An 18,172-nucleotide genomic window follows, 5' to 3' on the forward strand; every position below is an offset into this window, starting at 1 on the left:
ACCCGCGCCCTCGACACGGAGATCCGCCCCATGCCGACCGCCCTGCCCACCCGTCTCGAATCCGGCCGCAGCTATCCGCTCGGCGCGACCTGGGACGGCCTCGGGACCAATTTCGCGGTGTTTTCCGCGCACGCGCAGCGCATCCAGCTGTGCGTGTTCGATCCGACCGGCCGCAAGGAACTCGCGCGCCTCGACCTGCCCGAATGCACCGACGAGGTGTGGCACGGCTACCTGCCCAACGCGCATCCGGGCACCGTGTACGGGTTTCGCGCGGACGGCCCGTACCAGCCGCAGCACGGCCATCGCTTCAATTCCACCAAGCTGCTGCTCGACCCGTACGCGCGCAAGCTGGTCGGCCAGTTCCGCTGGTCGGACGCGCTGTTCGGCTATCGCGTCCATTCGAATCGCGCGGACCTGTCGATTGACCGCCGCGATTCGGCGCCCGCGATGCCGAAGTGTGTGGTGGTCGACGAGGCGTTCGACTGGAGCAACGACCGGCGCCCGCGCGTGTCGTGGCGCAACACGGTTATCTACGAGACCCACGTGCGCGGCACGTCGATGCGCCGCGCCGGGTTGCGCCCGCCCGAACGCGGCACGTTCTCGGCGTTCGCGCATCCCGCGTTCATCGATCACCTGCTGTCGATCGGCGTGACGACGGTCGAGCTGCTGCCCGTCCACGCGTTCCTGCAGCAGCGCGCGCTCGTGAACCGCGGGCTGCGCAACTACTGGGGCTACGACACGGCCGCGTTCTTCGCGCCGGAGCCCGCGTATCTCGCGACGCGGCGGCTCGACGAGATGCGCATCGCGATCCGGCAGCTGCATGCGGCCGGCATCGAGGTCGTGCTCGACGTCGTCTACAACCACACGTGCGAGGGCAACGAACTCGGCCCGACGCTGTCGTGGCGCGGCCTCGACAACGCGAGCTACTACCGGCTCGTGCCGGGCGACCAGCGCTTTCATGTCGACGAGACGGGCTGCGGCAACACGCTGAACCTGTCGCATCCGCGCGTGGTGCAGATGGTGATGGATTCGCTGCGCTACTGGGCCACCGCGTTCAACGTCGACGGCTTCCGCTTCGACCTCGGCGTGACGCTCGGGCGCGAGGCACACGGCTTCGACCCCGGCGCGGGCTTCTTCGACGCGCTGCGGCAGGACCCGGTGCTCGCGCAGCGCAAGCTGATCACCGAGCCGTGGGACCTCGGCCCCGGCGGCTACCAGCTCGGCCGCCACCCGCCCGGTTTCGCCGAGTGGAACGACCGCTTTCGCGACACCGTGCGGCGCTTCTGGCGCGGCGACGCGGGCCAGCGGCCGGAGCTCGCCGCGCGGCTCGCCGGGTCGGCCGACCTGTTCAACCACCAGCGGCGCCACACGTGGGCATCGATCAATTTCGTCACCGCGCACGACGGCTTCACGCTCGCCGATCTCGTCTCGTATTCGGCGAAACACAACGAAGCGAACGGCGAGGACAACCGCGACGGCCGCGACGACAACTGCAGCGCGAACTGGGGCGCCGAAGGGCCCACCGACGATGCCGCGATCCGCGCGGTGCGCGCACGCGTCGCGCGCTCGATGCTCGCGACGCTGTTCACCGCGCTCGGCACGCCGATGCTGGTGGCCGGCGACGAGTTCGGCCGCACGCAGCACGGCAACAACAACGCGTATTGCCAGGATAACGAACTGTCGTGGCTCGACTGGGATCTCGCCCACAGTGACGAAGCCGTGACGCTGATGCGCTTCGTGTCGCGGCTCGCCGCGCTGCGGCGCATGTATCCGGTGATGTCCGCGCCGGGTTATCCGTCGGGCGACCGCGACGCCGCACCGGGCATGGCCGAGATCGACTGGTTCGACGAGCGCGGCGTCGCGATGACCGTGCCCGCGTGGCAGGACCGCGAACGCCGCGCGCTGACGATGCGGCGTGTCGGCACGGGCCGCACCGGGCGCACCGAGGCGCTGCTGGTGATGCTGAACGCGTCGTCCGAGACGATCGTGTTCGCGCCGCCCGCGCCGATGCTCGAATACCGCGTGCTGGTCGACACGGCCACGCCGGACGCCGGCCCGCGCAACTGGCCGGCCGACGGGCTCGACGTCGCCGCGCATGCAGCCGCGATCGCGGTGGCCGCCGTGCCGCCCGACCCGCCCTCCTGAGGACCGCCATGACATCCCGTTCCGATCGTCCAACCGGCACGCACGCGTTCGAATCGTCGTTCGGCGCGACCTGCGTCGATGCCGAACGCACGCGCTTCCGGTTTTGGGCGCCCGCCAGCCGCACGGCCGCCGTCGAACTGCACGACGATAGCGAACACACGATCCCGATGACGCCCGTCGGCGACGGCTGGTTCGAGACGGTCGCGCCATGCGGCCCCGGCGCGCTGTATCGCTACCGCCTCGACGACGGTCTCGCGGTGCCCGACCCGGCGTCGCGCTTCCAGCCCGGCGGCGTGGACGGCCCGAGCCAGGTCGTCGATCCGGCGTCGTATCGCTGGCGCGACGGCGCATGGCGCGGCCGGCCGTGGCACGAGACGGTGCTGTACGAGTTGCACGTCGGCGCATGCGGCGGCTACGCGAGCGTCGAGCGGCGGCTGCCCGCCATTGCCGCGCTCGGCGTGACCGCCGTCGAGCTGATGCCCGTCAACGCGTTCCCCGGTTCGCGCAACTGGGGCTACGACGGCGTGCTGCCGTTCGCGCCCGATGCGTCGTACGGGCGGCCCGAGGAGCTGAAGGCGCTCGTCGACACCGCGCACGGGCTCGGGCTGCAGGTGTTCCTCGACGTCGTGTACAACCACTTCGGCCCCGAAGGCAACCTGCTGCCGCGCTACGCGCCCGCCTTCTTCCGCGACGACCGGCGGACCGCGTGGGGGCCCGCGATCGATTTTTCGCACCCGCAGACGAGCGCGTTCTTCATCGAGAATGCACTGTACTGGCTCGACGAATTCCGTTTCGACGGGCTGCGCATCGACGCCGCGCACGCGATCGGCGACGACGCGTGGCTGCGCGAACTCGCGCGCCGCGTGCGGGCGCATGCGGGCGACACACGCCACCTTCATCTCGTGCTCGAGAACGAACGCAACACGGCGAGCCTGCTCGGCCCCGGCGGTTTCGATGCGCAGTGGAACGACGATTTCCACAACAGCGCGCACGTGCTGCTGACCGGCGAGCGCGACGGCTACTACCGCGCGTACGCCGACGCGCCGCTGCGCCATCTCGCGCGCACGCTCGGCGAAGGTTTCGCGTACCAGGGCGAACCGTCGCCGCTGCACGACGGCGCCGCGCGCGGCGAGCCGAGCGCGCACCTGCCGCCCACCGCGTTCGTCACGTTCCTGCAGAACCACGACCAGATCGGCAACCGCGCGTTCGGCGAGCGGCTGCGCGCGCTCGCGAACGACGACGCGGTGCGCGCGGCCACCGCGCTGATGCTGCTCGCGCCGCCGATCCCGCTGCTGTTCATGGGCGAGGAAGACGGCAGCACGCAGCCGTTCCAGTTCTTCACCGACTATCGCGGCGCGCTCGCCGACGCGGTGCGCGAAGGCCGGCGCCGCGAATTCGCGGCGTTTCCGGCGTTCGCCGATCCCGCGCATCGCGACCTGATTCCCGACCCGAACGACATCGCGACGTTCGTCCGTTCGTCGTCGCACCATCCGCCGGACGACAACTGGCCCGATGCGGCCGCATGGCAGCGCTTCTACCGCAGCGCGCTGACGGTGCGCGCGGTGCTCGTGACGCCGCATCTGCCGGGTGCGCGGGCACTCGGCGTCGACCTGCTCGCGGGCGACGGCGACCCTGCGGCGCTCGTCGCGCGCTGGCGCCTCGGCGACGGCAGCACGCTGACGATCGCGCTGAATCTCGGCTCGCTCGACGCGGCACTGCCCGAACTGCCGGTCGGCAAGATCGTGTTCGAGACGCCGCCGCGCGCCCGCGACCGGCTGCCCGACCTGAAGCTGCCGCCACGCGCGTGCATCGCGTGGCGGGACGGTGCGGTCAACCACGATGCGCGGCATCATCGCGCGAACGGACAGAGCCGATCATGACGACCGACGTTTCGATCTCGACACTCGCGCAGGCGGCCGGCCTCGAAGCCGACTGGACCGATGCCGGCGGCATCGCGCGGCGGGTGGACGATGGCGCGCTCGCCGCGCTCGTCGATGCGCTGGGCTGGCCGTGCGGCACGGCGGCTCAGCGCGTCGACAGCGCGGCGGCGCTCGCAGGCGAACACACGGCGGTGCCGCGCGTCGTGACCGGCGACGCGGGCCTGCCGCTGCCCCTGCCCGCCTCGCTCGCGCAACCGGGCGCGCGCTTCCGGATCACGCTCGAAGCGGGCGGACACATCGACGGGCGCGTGGATGCGCACGGCGCATTGCCGCCGCTCGCGATGCCCGGTTACCACGCGCTCGACATCGGCGACCGGCGCATCGGGCTGACGATCGCGCCGCCCCATACGCCCCCGTTCGACACGCGTGCGACGGATGCGGGCAACCGCTGGGGCATCGCGGCGCAGCTCTACAGCCTGCGCCGCGCGGGCGACGGCGGCGCGGGCGACTACACCGCGCTCGCGCGGCTGGCCGCGCGCGCGGCGCGGCATGGCGCACAGGCAGTGGCGATCAGCCCGACGCACGCCGGCTATCCGGCGCTGCCCGCGCACGACAGCCCGTATTCGCCGTCGTCGCGGCGCTGGCACAACGTCGCGTATCTCGACTGCGACGCGGTGCCGGGCGCCGAGGCCGTGCGACACGTGTCCGGCGCGGCAGCCGATGCGCCGCTGATCGACTGGCCGCACGTGCTGCCGCTGAAGCTGCGCCGCCTGCGCGCGTGCTTCGACGCGTGGCGCGCCGACGACGCCCCGTTGCGCGACGCGTTCCAGCGGTTTCGCGCAACGGGCGGCGCGGCGCTCGACGCGCATGCGCGCTTCGATGCGCTGCAGGCGTTCTGCATCGAACACGGGCTCGGGGCCGACTGGCGGCAGTGGCCGGCGCCGTGGCGCGACCCGGCATCGGCGGAAGTCGACGCATTCGCGCACACGCATGCCGATACGGTCGCGTTCCATACGTTCCTGCAATGGTGCGCCGCGCGCGCGCTCGGCGACGCGCAGCATGCGGCACGTCGCGCCGGCATGGCCACCGGGCTGATCGCCGATCTCGCGGTCGGCTCCGATCGCGCGGGCAGCGACGCATGGGCGCACGGCGCGACGCTGCTGCGCGGCGTATCGCTCGGCGCGCCGCCCGACCTGTTCAACGCGGCCGGCCAGGCGTGGGGCGTGACGACCTGGACGCCGGACGCGCTGCGCGCGGAAGGTTTCGTGCCGTTCATCGAGCTGCTGCGCGCGGCGTTCGCGCACGCGGGCGGCATCCGCATCGATCACGTGCTCGGCTTCGCGCGGATGTGGATCGTGCCGGACGGCGGCTCGCCGCGCGACGGCGCGTACCTGCGTTATCCGGTCGACGATCTGATGCGGCTCGTCGCGCTCGAAGCGGCCCGCCATCGTGCGCTCGCGATCGGCGAGGATCTCGGCACGGTGCCCGCCGGGTTTCGTGAACGGCTCGGTGCGCAGGGGGTCGCGGGCATGCGCGTGCTGTGGTTCGAGCGCGATGCGGGCGGCGCGTTCCGGCAGCCGTCCGAGTGGGACCGCGACGCGATCGCGACGACGTCGACTCACGATTTGCCGACCGTCGCCGGCTGGTGGCGCGGCGTCGACCTGGCCTGGCGGCAAGCCGCGGCCCAGGCCGCCGCGCAGCACGACGAAGCGGACAGGCACGACGTGGCCGCTCCCGCGCCGGATGACGCCAGTGCGCACGATTCGGACGAAATCGTGCAGGCGCGCGAGCACGACACCACACCGCGCCCGGAAGCGGGCAACGCGGCGCCGCCCGACGCGCCCGCCGGCCCTCCCGCCGCGCACGCGGAACGCGCCGCCGAACGCGCGGCGTTATGGCATGCGCTGCAGCTGGCCGGCTGCGCGCCGGCCGGCGCCGCCGCCCCGCCGGCCGATGCGCCGCCGGTCGGCGCGATCCTCGCGTACGTCGCGCGCAGCCCATCGCCGCTCGCGATCGTGCCGCTCGAGGACCTGCTCGCGCTGGACGCGCAGCCGAACCTGCCGGGGCCGCCGTGCGGGCATCCGAACTGGCGGCAACGTCTGCCGCGCACAATCGACGTGCTGTTCGACGCCGACGTGCGCGAACGCATCGCCGCCGTCGTGCAGGCGCGCCGTTCGAGGGAGCGCGGCGCATGACGCCGCGCGCGACGCTGCGGCTGCAGCTTCATGCCGGTTTCACGTTCGACGACGCGGCCTCGCACGCCGACTACTTCGCGCGGCTCGGCGTGAGCCACCTGTACCTGTCGCCGGTCTCGGCCGCCGAACCGGGCTCGCGGCACGGCTACGACACCGTGGATTACGGCACGCTCAATCCCGAACTCGGCGGCGAGGCAGGTTTCAATCGGCTCGTCGACGCGTTGCGTGCGCGCGGCCTCGGCGTGATCGTCGACATCGTGCCGAACCATATGGGCGTCGGCGGCTCGTCGAACGACTGGTGGAACGACGTGCTCGAATGGGGCCCCGCCAGCCCGTACGCGCGCCATTTCGACATCGACTGGCATCCGCCCGATCCGGCACTCGACGGCAAGGTGCTGCTGCCGTGTCTCGGGATGCCCTATGGCGACGCGCTCGCGGCCGGCGACATCACACTGAACGCAGACCCGGCCAGCGGCCGCTTCTTCATCGCGTGCCCCGGACGGCGGCTGCCCGTGGCGGCCGCCACCTATGCCGACATCCTGCGCCTCGCGAACCGCGCGGACCTGAACGCGCTCGCCGAACGCTTCGACGCCGCGCCGGCGCGCGACAGCGCTCGGCTGGCCGCCGCGCATGCCGCGCTGCGCGATCACGCGGCCGCGCACGGCCCGCACGCGCTCGACGCGGTGCTGCGCGGCGCCGACCCGCGCGTCGCGCGCTCGCGCACCAGCCTGCACCGGCTGCTCGAACGCCAGCATTACCGGCTCGCGTGGTGGCGCACGGCCGCCGACGAGCTGAACTGGCGGCGCTTCTTCGACATCGCGACGCTCGCGGCCGTCCGCGTCGACGACGACGCGGTGTTCGACGCCGTTCACGCGCTGCCGTTGCGCCTGCACGCGGCCGGGCTCGTCGACGGCATCCGCGTCGATCACGTCGACGGCCTCGCCGATCCGCGCGCCTACTGCCGGCGGCTGCATGCACGACTGGCCGCGCAGCGCAGCGCGCCGCCGTATGTCGTCGTCGAGAAGATCCTCGCGCCGGGCGAATCGCTGCGCGCCGACTGGGGTGTTGCCGGCACGACCGGCTACGACTTCATGAACGACGTCGGCGCGCTGCTGCACGACCCGGCCGGCGCCGAACCGCTCGCCGCGCACTGGGCGGCCGTGTCGGGCTCGTCGCGCACGTTCGCGCAGGAAGCGCTCGACGGCAAGCGGCGCGTGCTGATGCGCCAGCTCGCCGTCGAGCATGCGCGCGCCGCGCGGCTGCTGCACGGGATCGCGCGCGCGTCGCCTGCCACGCGGGACGTCAGCCTGATCGCGATTCGGCGCGTGCTCGGCGAACTGGCGGTGCGGCTGCCCGTGTACCGAATGTATCCGGCACCGCGCGAGGAGCCGGACGATGCCGACCGCCGCGTGCTCGCGCAAGCGTACGAAAGCGCGTGCGCGGCCATCGATCCGGTCGACCGGTTCGCGCTCGATCGCGTCGCCGCGTGGCTGGGCTTGCCGGCCGCCCGCGTGCCGCGCGCGAATGCCGACGCGCTGGCCGCGGCGCGCGTCGCGTTCGCGCAGCTCACCGCGCCGCTCGCCGCAAAAGGCGTCGAGGATACGGCCCACTATCGCTACGGCCGGCTGCTGTCGCGCAACGAGGTCGGCGCCGACGCCGGCGACTTCAGCCTGTCGCGCGGCGCATTCCATGCCCGCAACCGGCACCGCGCGCGCACCGTGCCGCACGGGCTCGTCGCGACGGCCACGCACGACCACAAGCGCGGCGAGGACGCGCGTGCACGGCTCGCGGTGCTCAGCGAGATCCCGGACGCATGGCGCACGGTATCGCTCGACTGGAGCGCGCTGAACCTGCCGCACCGGGGCCGCGCGCATCGCGATCTCGCGTGGGCGCCGGGGCCGGCCGCAGAGGCGATGCTGTACCAGACGCTCGTCGGCTGCTGGCCGCCGGCACTCGCGCCCGACGATGCGGCCGGGCTGGCCGGACTCGCCGCGCGCGTCGCGCAGTGGCAGATGAAAGCAGTGCGCGAAGCGAAGCGGCACAGCGACTGGCTGGCGCCCGAACCGGACTACGAGCAGGCCTGCGAAACATTCGTCCGCGCGATCCTGACGCCGCGCGGCGCCGGCGATTTCGCGCACCGGCTGCATGCGTTCGTCGCGCGGATCGCACCGGCCGGCGTCGTCAACAGCCTGACGCAGACGACGCTGCGGATCGCGTCGCCCGGCGTGCCAGACCTCTATCAAGGGACCGAGTGCTGGGATCACTCGCTCGTCGATCCGGACAACCGGCGCGACGTGCCGTTCGACGCACTGGCGGCCGAACGGGTCGACGATCCGGTCGCGTCGTACCTGCCGGCCTGGCCCGATGCGCGCGTGAAACGCGCGCTGATCGAGCGGATGCTCGCGCTGCGCGCGCGGTGGCCGGCGACGTTTGCGGACGGCGCGTACGTGCCGCTACGCGTGCGCGGCGGGCTCGCGCGGCACGCGGTGGCATTCGCGCGGTGCGACGCGGCCGCCACCGTGGTGATCGTCGCGACGCGGCTCGCGAGCCGGTTGCTCGGGGAAGCGCCCGGGATGCCGCGCGTGGCACCAGCGCAGTGGGGCGATACGGCGGTCGTGCTGCCACGCGGAATCGCGGGGCCCTGGATCGACTGGCTGAATGGTCGGGACACGATCGATGCGCCCGACGGGGTGCTGGCGCTACGCCGCTGCCTGGCCGGATTGCCTGTTGCGGTGCTCGTGGCGGCGCGTGTCGGCGGTTGAAAGCTGCCCGGCCCTGCCGGTGCGTGTCGTATCTGGCACGCCGGCGATCGTCGATCCAATCGACCGACCGTCGGCGGCTTTGCGCACGTGCCAAGCACGATTGCCCCGTCACGACCACTCTTCGGGCGGTATCGCCCCGCCGTCGTCCTCCCATAGCGGGTTGCCCTTCCTGTCGCCGTCGTGCGCGGCAACGGGCCCGCTCGTCCCGCTCGTCCCGCTCGCGCCGCTCGCGCCACCTGAGCCACCCGCGTCGCGCCCGGCCGGTCGACGCGTGTCGCGCGACGCCGCCTTGGCCGGCCGCACACGTGTACGCGTCGGCGTCACCGTGTGCTGTTCGCCGCCGTGCCGCGCGTCGGTCGCGCCCGTCTCGTTCGTCTTGTTCGCCTGTCGTGCATTCGAAGCCGCGTTCATCCTCGTCTCCCGTGTCAAAAAAAACGGACGAACGATCGCCGCAATTTCGGTGCCGCCGCCGGGCAAGCATCTTGCTGATCACGGTCATGACGAACTGACGTCCGGAGGAAGCGATGCCGACCGACCGCAACCCGCCGCCCGCCACGCGCCATCGGCTCGGCGAATGGATGGCGCGCGAAGAAGCCCACATGGCCGCGTTCCGCGAACGGATCGCGGCGGAAGCCCGCGCCCACGCCGGCGACCGCTTGCGCACGCCCGCCGTGCAGGCCCTCGCACGGCTGTTCGACGACCACGCCGTCCTGCGCATGGGCCTGACCCGCGCGATCGACGAGGCGCTCGACGCGGGCCTGCGGCTCGGCTACGCGTCGATCGGCGAGCTGATGACGGTGCTCGATCACCTGATGACCTATACGCCCCCTTTCAGCGAAGCGAGCCTGATCGTGTGCCCGATCAACGCATTCCTCGACTGGCCGATGTGCATGCCGTCGGGCCATGCGGTGTTTCGCGACGCGACCGTCAACGCGCACCTGAAGTGCGTGCTGAACGTGTGGTGCGATTTCCTCGGCGGCCCGCATTCGCGCACGCATCTCGACACGTCGGCGCCCGACGGCTGGTTCTGCGACGCGGCGCGCAGGCGCCTCGGGCTGTCGCAGTTCCAGTATCGCGACGACCAGCCGCACCTGGGCTTCGACTCGTGGAACGACTTCTTCACGCGACGCTTTCGCGATGGCGCGCGCCCGGTCGAGGCACCCGACGATCCGCACGTGATCGTCAGCGCATGCGAGGCCGCGCCGTACCACACCGAATCGAAGTTGAAGCTGCGCGACACGTTCTGGATCAAGGCGCAGCCGTACTCGTTGCGCGACCTCTTCACGCCCGCATGGCTGCCGCTCGCCGAGCGCTTCGTCGGCGGCGACATCTACCAGGCCTACCTGAGTGCGTACAACTACCATCGCTGGCATGCACCGGTGCGCGGCGTCGTCACGCACGCGTACCGTGTCGACGGGACCTACTACTCGGTCGCGGAGGCCGAAGGTACCGATCCGGCCGGGCTGAACGATTCGCAGGGTTACATGACGGCCGTCGCCACGCGCGCGGTGGTCGCGCTCTCCTGCGACGATCCCGGCATCGGCACCGTGGCGGCCGTGTTCGTCGGGATGGGCGACGTGTCGTCGTGCGTGATCGACGTCGTGCCGGGGCAGCGCGTCGACAAGGGCGACGAGATCGGCTACTTCCAGTTCGGCGGGTCGACGTACTGCCTGCTGTTCGAAGCCGGCGTGGTCGACCGCTTCCTGCCCGCGCCGCCGTTCGACAGCCGGACACCGGTCGTCCAGGTCAACGCGGGCGTCGCGATCGCGCGGTGAACGGCGCGGCGCCGTGCATCACGCGTCGTTCATGTCACTCAGGTCAGTCACGTCGGTCGCGACCCCGTCATGCCGCTGCACGCACTTCAGAACCGACAAGCCGCCGGCCGTCAACACGGGCCGACGCTCGCCGGACGCGTCGTCGCGCTGCATCACGATCAGTTGTTGCTCGACGAGGGCGACGACGTCGTCGCGGTCGATCTGGATCTGCTCCGGTGCGTGATGCACCAGGAACAGCACGGCAAATTCATGGGCGCTCAGCATGCTCGTTCCCCGTCTGCGGCTACGTGCGATACGACGAACGGTCGCATCGGCATGCGGCGCGAATCGTGCGCCGGCAACCGGTCATTCATGCAGGGAACATGCCAGCCGACACGACGCGAACCGCACCGCGCACTCGGCACGCAGCGCGATGTGGCACCGGGCGATGCCTGCGACGCGCGGCAAAGTTTTCAACGGCGTGTAATGCGGGCGGCCGGATCGCCGGCGCGGAACGACGCTTCGGGAAGCGCGACGGGGGTCAGGACTTCCCCGGCCCAAACAGCCCGGCCCGCGCCCGACCGCCCGGCGCACGGAAATAACCGCTATGCAGCACCACGTCCGCCCCGCCGCCGTCGGCCAGCACCTCCGCGCACGCGGACTCGATGCGCGCGCGGCCGCGTTCGAACGCATCGCGCTGGTCGGCTTCCAGCGCGGACTGCGCGCCGAAATGGTCTTCCAGCGCCTCGACCGTGATCGCACAGGTTTGCGGCACGCCATCGACGTCGACGACGAAACTCAACTGCAGCGCCGCTCCGTCGAACACGGGCGGCGTGTCGGTCAGCGTCACGCGGCGGGCGGCATCGGCCGGCATCGGCTTACGCCCCCCGCGACGCGAGGCGCTCGACCAGCGCGCCGTTGAACGCGGGCAGGTCGGCGGGCTTGCGGCTCGTGATCAGGTTGCCGTCGCGCACGACCTCCTCGTCGACCCACTTGCCGCCCGCATGACGGATATCGTCCTGCAGGCTCGGCCAGCTCGTCATCGTGCGGCCCTCCACGAGCCCGGCCGACACGAGCAGCCAGCCGCCGTGGCAGATCGCCGCGATCGGCTTGCCGGCGCCGACGGCCGCCGTCACGAATTCGCGCGCCGCCGGCAGCATCCGGATCGCGTCGCCGTTCACGACGCCGCCAGGCAGCACGACCGCGTCGTAATCGCCTTCGTGCGCATCGTCGAACGTGCGGTCGACCTTCACGCGCCCGCCCTTGTCGACGTGCCGGAAACCCTGGATCTCGCCGCGCTTCTGCGAAATCACGTCGACCTGCGCGCCCTCGGCCGAGAGCGCGCGCTGCGGCTCGACGAGTTCGGCTTCCTCGAATCCGTCGACCGCGAGGATGGCCACCTTGCAATGCTCCAGCCTGCCGCTCATGTATGTCTCCTTCGGATGGGCGGCACACGTCGTGCCGCATCGGTCGTCCAGCAATCGGCGTGCCGGCCGCCGGGCGCGCTGCATCTGCACGCGCAGGGTCGCACCCGCTCGCATCGCGACCCCGGCCGGGGAACGACCCGCGATCGCATCGAGGCCGGCACGCGCATGCGCCCGGCCGGCCCGTTCGACGTCGCCGCGCGCCCGGCTGCAAAGATTTCAACGGGATGTAATCCGATGCGGCACGTCGGCCCGCATCGATTACTGCAGGTGCCGCGCCGCATCGAGCATCGCGTCGGTCAGTTCGATCGTCAGCGTCAGGTTTTCGTCGGTGTCGGGCAACTGCTCGAGCGTCTGCTGCACGGCCTCGTGCAGCATCGCGTGCACGCGCGTGCGTGCGCCGTCGTCGAGATCGGCGTAATGCTCCATCGTGTCGCAGTCGAGCGCGAGCACGACCGAATACCGGGCCGCCTCGGGCGGCGCCTCCAGCGCATTCGCCCATGCCGCATGGAACATGACCCTGCCCGTCGCGACGTCGACATGAACGGTCGTGTCGAGATCGTCCACGTCGACCGCCTCGCCGTCGATCTCGTCGTTCTCCAGCCAAATCCGGGAATTCGATTGCATGATGTCCTCCTGCGTGGTGGCCGCGCGCCCGTCCCGGGAAACCGCGCCGCCATCGCGCCGCGCCGGCCGCGCCGGCACGACACCGTCAATAACCGCTCGAACCCGCGCTACCGGCCCCGCCGCCGCCGGTGCCCGTCGACCCCGGCGAGCCGCCGTTGCCGGCGCCCGTGCCACCTGTGCCACCTGTGCCGCCGCCAGCACCGCTCCCGCCCGCGCCTGCGCCGTTGGGGCCGCCGCCCGGCTTCACGTGGTCGGCCGCGCCGCCGTGCGAGCGCATGCCGTGCGTCGCGCCGTGCCGCTGCGTGCGGGCCGGCGGGGGCGGCGCGGCCGTGTTGCCGTTGGTGCCCGGTGTCGACAAGTCCATCGACGGAATGGGCGCGCCCGTCCCTTCATCGGAGCGCTGCGAATTCTGCGCCCATGCGGCCGGCGCGGCCGCGACGATCGCGACGGCGGCACCGGCGAGCACGCGCCGCGCGACACACTTCGATTCGAATGCTGGCTTCATGACGTTTTGTCCCTGGTGATGATTCCGTAACGGGCATGCCTGCTCGTTCCGTTTCGCAACGCCCTTCCAGCAATGCCCATGCCGACGCCCGCACACGCCCGCGGCGCGGCACGCGGATTGCGTCGCCCGTCTCCGCAGGACCCATCCCTCGACCCCAACACGGAGCCCCGTCACATGCCTTCCGCTTCTGCTTCCCACGCACACGGCAAGCGCCTCACGCGCCGTCCCGGCCGCGCCCGCAGCGCCGATCCGGCACACCGCAAGCGCTGGTCCGGCGAAGTCACGCAACGCAGCGATGCGCTCGACATCGAGCCCGACATCTTCAAGTCCGACGATCCGGCGGCGATCGCCGCGTCGCTGAAGCGTTCGGCCGAACACAGCCGCCGCCGCAAGGCGTCGCCGTTCCAGTCGGCGATGTCGATGCTGAACTTCTACGTGAACCGCGCGGGCCGCAATCTGCCGAAAACGCGCCGCACGACGCTCGAACGCGCGAAACGCAAACTGCGCGAGGCATTCGGCCGCAAGCCCTGACCGGTTGCGCGTCCGCCTTCCCCGCCCGCCGCGAGCCCGCGCATGCATGAGACGCTCTGGTACCTGATCATCGGCGCGGTGCTGCTGGGCATGGGCGTCGCGACGTCCGCGCTGCGCCACCTGCCGTGCAGCACCGCGATGATCTATCTCGTGCTCGGCGTCGCGCTCGGCCCGGCCGGCGCCGGCCTGCTGCATCTCGACCTCGAACGCGACGCGCCGCTGCTGCGTGAAATCGTCGAAATCGCGCTGCTCGTGTCGCTGTTCGCGATCGGGCTGCGGCTGCGCGTGCCGCTGACCGACCGGCTGTGGCTCGTGCCGTGCCGCCTCGGCTTGCTCGCGATGATCGTCACCGTGCCGCTGCTCGCCGCGTGCGCGGTACTCGCGCTCGGGCTCGGCTGGGGCCCGGCGCTGCTGCTCGCGGCGATCCTCGCACCGACCGACCCCGTGCTCGCGCACGACGTGCAGGTGCACGACCCGGGCGATCGCGATCTCGTGCGCTTCGCGCTGTCCGGCGAAGGCGGGTTGAACGACGGTATCGCGTTGCCGTTCGCGCTCGCGGGGCTCGCACTGTGCGGCACGCGCGAAGCGACCTACGGGCTCGCGCCGCTGTCCGGCGCGTTCGCGCTCGTCGCGCTGTGGGGCATCGCGGGCGCGGCCGCGATCGGCGGCGCCCTCGGCTGGGTGACGACGAAACTGATCGGCTGGCTGCGCACCCAGTACGCGCAGGCGCTCGGCCTCGAAGGCTTCTTCGCGCTCGCGCTGATCGTGCTGTCGTTCGGCGCCGCGCAGCTCGCGCACACGTTCGGCTTCATCGCGACGTTCGCGGCCGGTGTCGCGATGCGCCGCGTCGAACACCGTGCGAGCGGCGACCGCAAGCCGCGCGAAGTGATCGGCCAGATCGATTCGGAAGACGTCGTCGCCACCGAGAAGCATCCGGAGAAGGCGCACGCGTTCATGGCCGAATCGGTGCTCGGCTTCACGATCGAACTCGAACGGATCGCGGAAGCCGTCGTGATGACGATGGTCGGCAGCGTGCTCGCGACGCTGCCGGGCCCGCTGCTCACGTGGGGGGCGGCCGCGCTGGCCGCCGTGCTGTTCGTCGTCGTGCGACCGCTCGCGGTGCTGGTCACGCTCGCCGGTTCGCGTGCGACGCAGGCGCAGCGGCGGCTGATGGCCTGGTTCGGCATTCGCGGGATCGGCTCGTTCTACTACCTGCTGTTCGCGATCGAGCACGCGCCGTCCGGCGCGGTGCGCTCGCTGGCCGCACCGGTGCTGGCCGTCGTGTCGGCGTCGGTGATCGCGCACGGGATCTCCGCGACGCCGCTGATGAACTGGTATCACCGGCTGCAGCATCGGCGCTGACGGGTTCACGTCGGCGCCCCGAGCCGCGCACGCATCGACGCCGTGATGCGCTGGCGCGTGTGCGCGTAGCCTTCCCACGGGTCGCGTTTCAGCGCGTCGAGCCGTGCGCGGAGCGTGTCGATCGTCCATTGCGCGCCGCCCGTCGTAGCGGGCACCTCGTCCCATTCGAGCGGCACCGACACGCCCATGCCGGGCCGCGCACGCACCGAGTACGCGGCGATCGTGCTCGCGCCGCGGCCGTTGCGCAGGTAGTCGACGAAGATCCTGCCGCGCCGGTGGCGCGGCCCCATCGTCGCGGTGAAGCGCTCGGGCAGCGTAGCGGCGACGTGCTGCGCGACCGCGCGGGAGAAGTCCTTCACGTCGTCCCAGCCCGCATGCCGCGTGAGCGGCACGACGACATGCAGCCCCTTGCCGCCGCTCGTCTTGCAGAACGACACGAGCCCCAGTTCGTCCAGCAACCCGCGCACGATCTGCGCGGCGTCGATCATCGCGCGCCACGGCAGCGCCGGATCGGGATCGAGGTCGAACACGATCCGGTCGGGCCGCTCGATGTTCGACGCGTGCGCGTTCCACGTGTGCAGTTCGATCGTGCCCATCTGCGCGGCGCCGAGCAGCGCGTCGACGCTGTCGATCGACAGCAGCGGGCCGTGGCCGGGATCGAGTCCCTCGAGCTGCTTGACGAACGGGATTTCGCGGCGCTCCGCATGCTTCTGGAAGAACAGTTCGCCGGCGATGTCGCCCGGCGCGCGCACGAGCGACACGGGCCGGCCTTTCAGGTCGGGCAGCAGCCACGGCGCGACCCACAACCAGTGATGCGCGAGGTCGATCTTGCGCGTGCCGCTGCGCGGGTCGAGCACGCGATCGGGATGCGTGATGCGCACGCGGCCGACGTGATCGACGCCCGGTTCGCCGTGCGCGCGGCCGGTGGACGCATGCGATCGCGCGCGCGGCCGGCGGTCGTGACCGGTATCGGCATGCGGTGCATGCGGGTGGTTGTCATGCGGGTTGCCATGCGCTGCGTGGGGTTCGTCCATCGTCGTCTCCGATTCGGTATGGCGCGGCACTTCGCGGACGATCTGCCGCGCCGGCTTGTCTTCGCGCAGCGCGATGAACGACGCCTGCCGCACGATCCCGTCGCCCGTCCATTCCGCGAATTCGCATTCGGCGACGAGCGTCGGCTCGACCCAGTGCACGCGTGTGCGCGACCGTTCGCGCGGCGGCGGGTCGAACGGCGTCGTGTCGCGCTCATGCTTGCGCAGCATCGCCGCGAGCCGGTCGAGCAGGCGCGTGTCGAACCCGGTGCCGACGCGGCCGACATAGCGCAACGGCGGCGTGCCGCGTGACCGCTTGCCGCCCGCGTCCGGCGCATGGACGCCGAGCAGCAGCGCGCCGAACCCGTGCCGGCTGCCCGACGGCTCGGTGTAGCCGCCGATCACGAACTCCTGCCGCCGCCGGCATTTCAGCTTGATCCACGCGGGCGAGCGTCCGCCGCGATAACGCGACTCCGCACGCTTGCCGATCAACCCTTCGAGCCCCGTGTCGCACGCGTGCGCGATCAGCGGCACGACGTCGTCGCCGAGATCGGGTGAAAAACGCAGCCGGGCCGGATCGCTGCCGGCGAGCAGCGGTTCGAGCAGCGCGCGACGCGCGGCGAGCGGCACGTCGCGCAGGTCGTATCCGTCGAGAAACGGCAGGTCGAACACGAACAGCGTCACCGCATCCGAGCGGCCCGCGCCGAGCGCGTTCTGCAGTGCCTGGAAATCGGGCAGGCCGTTCTCGCCGAGCACGACGGCCTCGCCGTCGAGCCATGCGTTGTCGACCTCGAGCGCGGCGAGCGCATCGCGCGGCGCACGCAGCTTCGCGGTCCAGTCGCGGCCTTCGCGCGTCATCAGCGTGACGCGCCGCCGCGCGCCGCGACCGGCGATCCGCGCGAGGATCCGGTAACCGTCGAATTTCACTTCGTAGCGCCAGTCGCCGTGCGCGGGCGGCGCATCGACCAGCGTCGCGAGTTGCGGCGCGACGCGCTCGGGCAACGCCGCACGCACGGCGCCGTCCACGTGCGACAGGTCGGCCGACGGCCTGCCCGCGTCGTCGTGCGGCGCGTCGCTCATGTCTGGCGCATTGCCGTGGCCGCGCCGCGCGGCACGCGCAGGGGACGGCTTGTCGCCGTTCCCCTTCGTGCGCGCGGCCTGCGTGTGCCCGTCATGCACGCTGCCCGGCCGCTGCGCGACGACATCGAATGCCGCCGCATCGCGCGCGTCGTCGTCGCGTTCCTTGATCAGCAGCCATTGCTCCTGGCGCCCCTGCTGCCGCCCGCTGCGCACCAGCGCCCAGCCGCCGTGCAGCTTCGCGCCGTCGAGCCGGAACGTCAGCTTGCCGGCACGGTAGCCCGCGCGTGCCTGCGCGACGCCGCCGTCGGGCGTCCACGTTCCTTCGTCCCACACGACGACCGAGCCCGCGCCGTAATGTCCGGCCGGAATCTCGCCTTCGAACGACGCGTATTCGAGCGGATGATCCTCGACGTGCACGGCCAGCCGTTTCACCGCCGGATCGACGCTCGGCCCTTTCGGCACGGCCCACGATTTCAGCGTGCCGTCGAGCTCGAGACGGAAGTCGTAGTGCAGCCGCCTCGCGTGGTGTTCCTGGATCACGAAGCGCAGCGGCCGGGCCGTGCGCGCGGACGTTCCCGCCTGTCGCGACTGACGCGACTTCCTCGCGTCCGCCTCGGCGGGTGCACGCCGCCGCCCGTGCGCGCCCTCGGGTTCCGGCGTCGCATCGAAGCGGCGTTTGCGGCGATAGGGGTCGAGTTTCGCGGCCATCGCGTCGTTCTCCGTTGCGCGATCATGCGGCGTGCTTGCGGCGCGCGGCGATCTTCTTCGCCGGGTGCGCCACGGCCGTGCCGTGCTTCGCGGCCGCGCGTTTTGCGGGCGCCTTCGCGGTGCCCTTTTCAGCCCCCTTCGCAGCCCCCTTCTCGGCCCCCTTCTCGG

Annotated in this window: 14 protein-coding genes; 7 read left to right on the plus strand and 7 right to left on the minus strand. The window is 71.9% G+C overall.

Annotation, left to right across the window (positions count from 1 at the left end):
* Positions 1–30: 30 nt before the first annotated feature.
* The 4 genes from glgX to treY are packed head-to-tail and all read left to right on the plus strand — an operon-like array spanning position 31 to position 8,982.
* A complete protein-coding gene (gene glgX / locus VK92_RS27215; protein WP_048028968.1) occupies positions 31–2,145 on the plus strand; it encodes a glycogen debranching protein GlgX in 2,115 nt (704 codons plus the stop codon).
* Positions 2,146–2,153: 8 nt separating this feature from the next.
* Positions 2,154–4,025, plus strand: coding sequence for a malto-oligosyltrehalose trehalohydrolase (gene treZ, locus VK92_RS27220; protein WP_048028970.1), 1,872 nt, complete (start codon positions 2,154–2,156; stop codon positions 4,023–4,025).
* Positions 4,022–6,220, plus strand: coding sequence for a 4-alpha-glucanotransferase (gene malQ, locus VK92_RS27225; RefSeq protein WP_048028972.1), 2,199 nt, complete (start codon positions 4,022–4,024; stop codon positions 6,218–6,220). Before treZ ends, malQ begins: the two co-directional genes overlap by 4 nt.
* Entirely contained in the window at positions 6,217–8,982 is a 2,766-nt protein-coding gene (treY, locus tag VK92_RS27230; RefSeq protein WP_048028973.1) for a malto-oligosyltrehalose synthase, read from the plus strand. The genes malQ and treY overlap by 4 nt, the downstream gene beginning before the upstream one ends.
* Before the next feature lie 108 nt (positions 8,983–9,090).
* Here the strand turns inward: treY and VK92_RS27235 are convergent, their stop codons facing one another.
* A complete protein-coding gene (locus tag VK92_RS27235) occupies positions 9,091–9,393 on the minus strand; it encodes a hypothetical protein (RefSeq protein WP_048028974.1) in 303 nt (100 codons plus the stop codon).
* A gap of 113 nt (positions 9,394–9,506) precedes the next feature.
* Here VK92_RS27235 and VK92_RS27240 point away from each other — a divergent pair, with 113 nt between their 5' ends.
* Complete coding sequence (locus VK92_RS27240; RefSeq protein WP_048028976.1) at positions 9,507–10,757, plus strand: phosphatidylserine decarboxylase family protein; 1,251 nt, start codon at positions 9,507–9,509, stop codon at positions 10,755–10,757.
* Between the two features lie 18 nt (positions 10,758–10,775).
* Here the strand turns inward: VK92_RS27240 and VK92_RS27245 are convergent, their stop codons facing one another.
* The 5 genes from VK92_RS27245 to VK92_RS27265 form a co-directional block, all read right to left on the minus strand.
* Positions 10,776–11,021, minus strand: coding sequence for a hypothetical protein (locus VK92_RS27245; RefSeq protein WP_048028977.1), 246 nt, complete (start codon positions 11,019–11,021; stop codon positions 10,776–10,778).
* A 256-nt stretch (positions 11,022–11,277) separates the two neighbouring features.
* A complete protein-coding gene (locus VK92_RS27250) occupies positions 11,278–11,610 on the minus strand; it encodes a DUF1488 domain-containing protein (protein ID WP_048028978.1) in 333 nt (110 codons plus the stop codon).
* 4 nt (positions 11,611–11,614) lie between these two features.
* The gene (locus VK92_RS27255; RefSeq protein WP_048028988.1) at positions 11,615–12,163 is read right to left on the minus strand and encodes a type 1 glutamine amidotransferase domain-containing protein; all 549 of its coding nucleotides are present in this window, start codon (positions 12,161–12,163) and stop codon (positions 11,615–11,617) included.
* 258 nt (positions 12,164–12,421) lie between these two features.
* Entirely contained in the window at positions 12,422–12,787 is a 366-nt protein-coding gene (locus tag VK92_RS27260) for a hypothetical protein (RefSeq protein ID WP_042978352.1), read from the minus strand.
* Between the two features lie 85 nt (positions 12,788–12,872).
* Positions 12,873–13,292: a hypothetical protein gene (locus VK92_RS27265; RefSeq protein WP_048028979.1), complete on the minus strand. Its 420-nt coding sequence runs from the start codon at positions 13,290–13,292 to the stop codon at positions 12,873–12,875.
* Between the two features lie 174 nt (positions 13,293–13,466).
* Here VK92_RS27265 and VK92_RS27270 point away from each other — a divergent pair, with 174 nt between their 5' ends.
* Both VK92_RS27270 and VK92_RS27275 read left to right on the plus strand, forming a co-directional pair.
* Positions 13,467–13,823: a DUF3175 domain-containing protein gene (locus tag VK92_RS27270; RefSeq protein WP_021161217.1), complete on the plus strand. Its 357-nt coding sequence runs from the start codon at positions 13,467–13,469 to the stop codon at positions 13,821–13,823.
* A gap of 42 nt (positions 13,824–13,865) precedes the next feature.
* Positions 13,866–15,185 carry a cation:proton antiporter domain-containing protein gene (locus VK92_RS27275; RefSeq protein WP_048028981.1) on the plus strand — a complete coding sequence of 440 codons (1,320 nt, stop codon included), beginning with the start codon at positions 13,866–13,868 and terminating at the stop codon, positions 15,183–15,185.
* A 5-nt stretch (positions 15,186–15,190) separates the two neighbouring features.
* On the opposite strand, the gene ligD is transcribed toward VK92_RS27275, so the two are convergent.
* The gene (ligD, locus tag VK92_RS27280) at positions 15,191–18,004 is read right to left on the minus strand and encodes a DNA ligase D (RefSeq protein ID WP_048028983.1); all 2,814 of its coding nucleotides are present in this window, start codon (positions 18,002–18,004) and stop codon (positions 15,191–15,193) included.
* Between the last annotated feature and the right edge of the window lie 168 nt (positions 18,005–18,172).

Origin of the sequence: Burkholderia sp. LK4 (assembly GCF_001043615.1) — a bacterium.
Lineage (GTDB): Bacteria > Pseudomonadota > Gammaproteobacteria > Burkholderiales > Burkholderiaceae > Burkholderia > Burkholderia cepacia.

Bases quoted from the DNA above. Each gene is read 5' to 3' on its own strand.
- VK92_RS27255 (WP_048028988.1), bottom strand. From the start codon at position 12,163: ATGAGCGGCAGGCTGGAGCATTGCAAGGTGGCCATCCTCGCGGTCGAC.
- VK92_RS27275 (WP_048028981.1), top strand. From the start codon at position 13,866: ATGCATGAGACGCTCTGGTACCTGATCATCGGCGCGGTGCTGCTGGGC.
- VK92_RS27265 (WP_048028979.1), bottom strand. From the start codon at position 13,292: ATGAAGCCAGCATTCGAATCGAAGTGTGTCGCGCGGCGCGTGCTCGCC.
- malQ (WP_048028972.1), top strand. From the start codon at position 4,022: ATGACGACCGACGTTTCGATCTCGACACTCGCGCAGGCGGCCGGCCTC.
- glgX (WP_048028968.1), top strand. From the start codon at position 31: ATGCCGACCGCCCTGCCCACCCGTCTCGAATCCGGCCGCAGCTATCCG.
- VK92_RS27260 (WP_042978352.1), bottom strand. From the start codon at position 12,787: ATGCAATCGAATTCCCGGATTTGGCTGGAGAACGACGAGATCGACGGC.
- treY (WP_048028973.1), top strand. From the start codon at position 6,217: ATGACGCCGCGCGCGACGCTGCGGCTGCAGCTTCATGCCGGTTTCACG.
- VK92_RS27235 (WP_048028974.1), bottom strand. From the start codon at position 9,393: ATGAACGCGGCTTCGAATGCACGACAGGCGAACAAGACGAACGAGACG.
- VK92_RS27250 (WP_048028978.1), bottom strand. From the start codon at position 11,610: ATGCCGGCCGATGCCGCCCGCCGCGTGACGCTGACCGACACGCCGCCC.
- ligD (WP_048028983.1), bottom strand. From the start codon at position 18,004: ATGGCCGCGAAACTCGACCCCTATCGCCGCAAACGCCGCTTCGATGCG.
- VK92_RS27245 (WP_048028977.1), bottom strand. From the start codon at position 11,021: ATGCTGAGCGCCCATGAATTTGCCGTGCTGTTCCTGGTGCATCACGCA.
- VK92_RS27270 (WP_021161217.1), top strand. From the start codon at position 13,467: ATGCCTTCCGCTTCTGCTTCCCACGCACACGGCAAGCGCCTCACGCGC.
- treZ (WP_048028970.1), top strand. From the start codon at position 2,154: ATGACATCCCGTTCCGATCGTCCAACCGGCACGCACGCGTTCGAATCG.
- VK92_RS27240 (WP_048028976.1), top strand. From the start codon at position 9,507: ATGCCGACCGACCGCAACCCGCCGCCCGCCACGCGCCATCGGCTCGGC.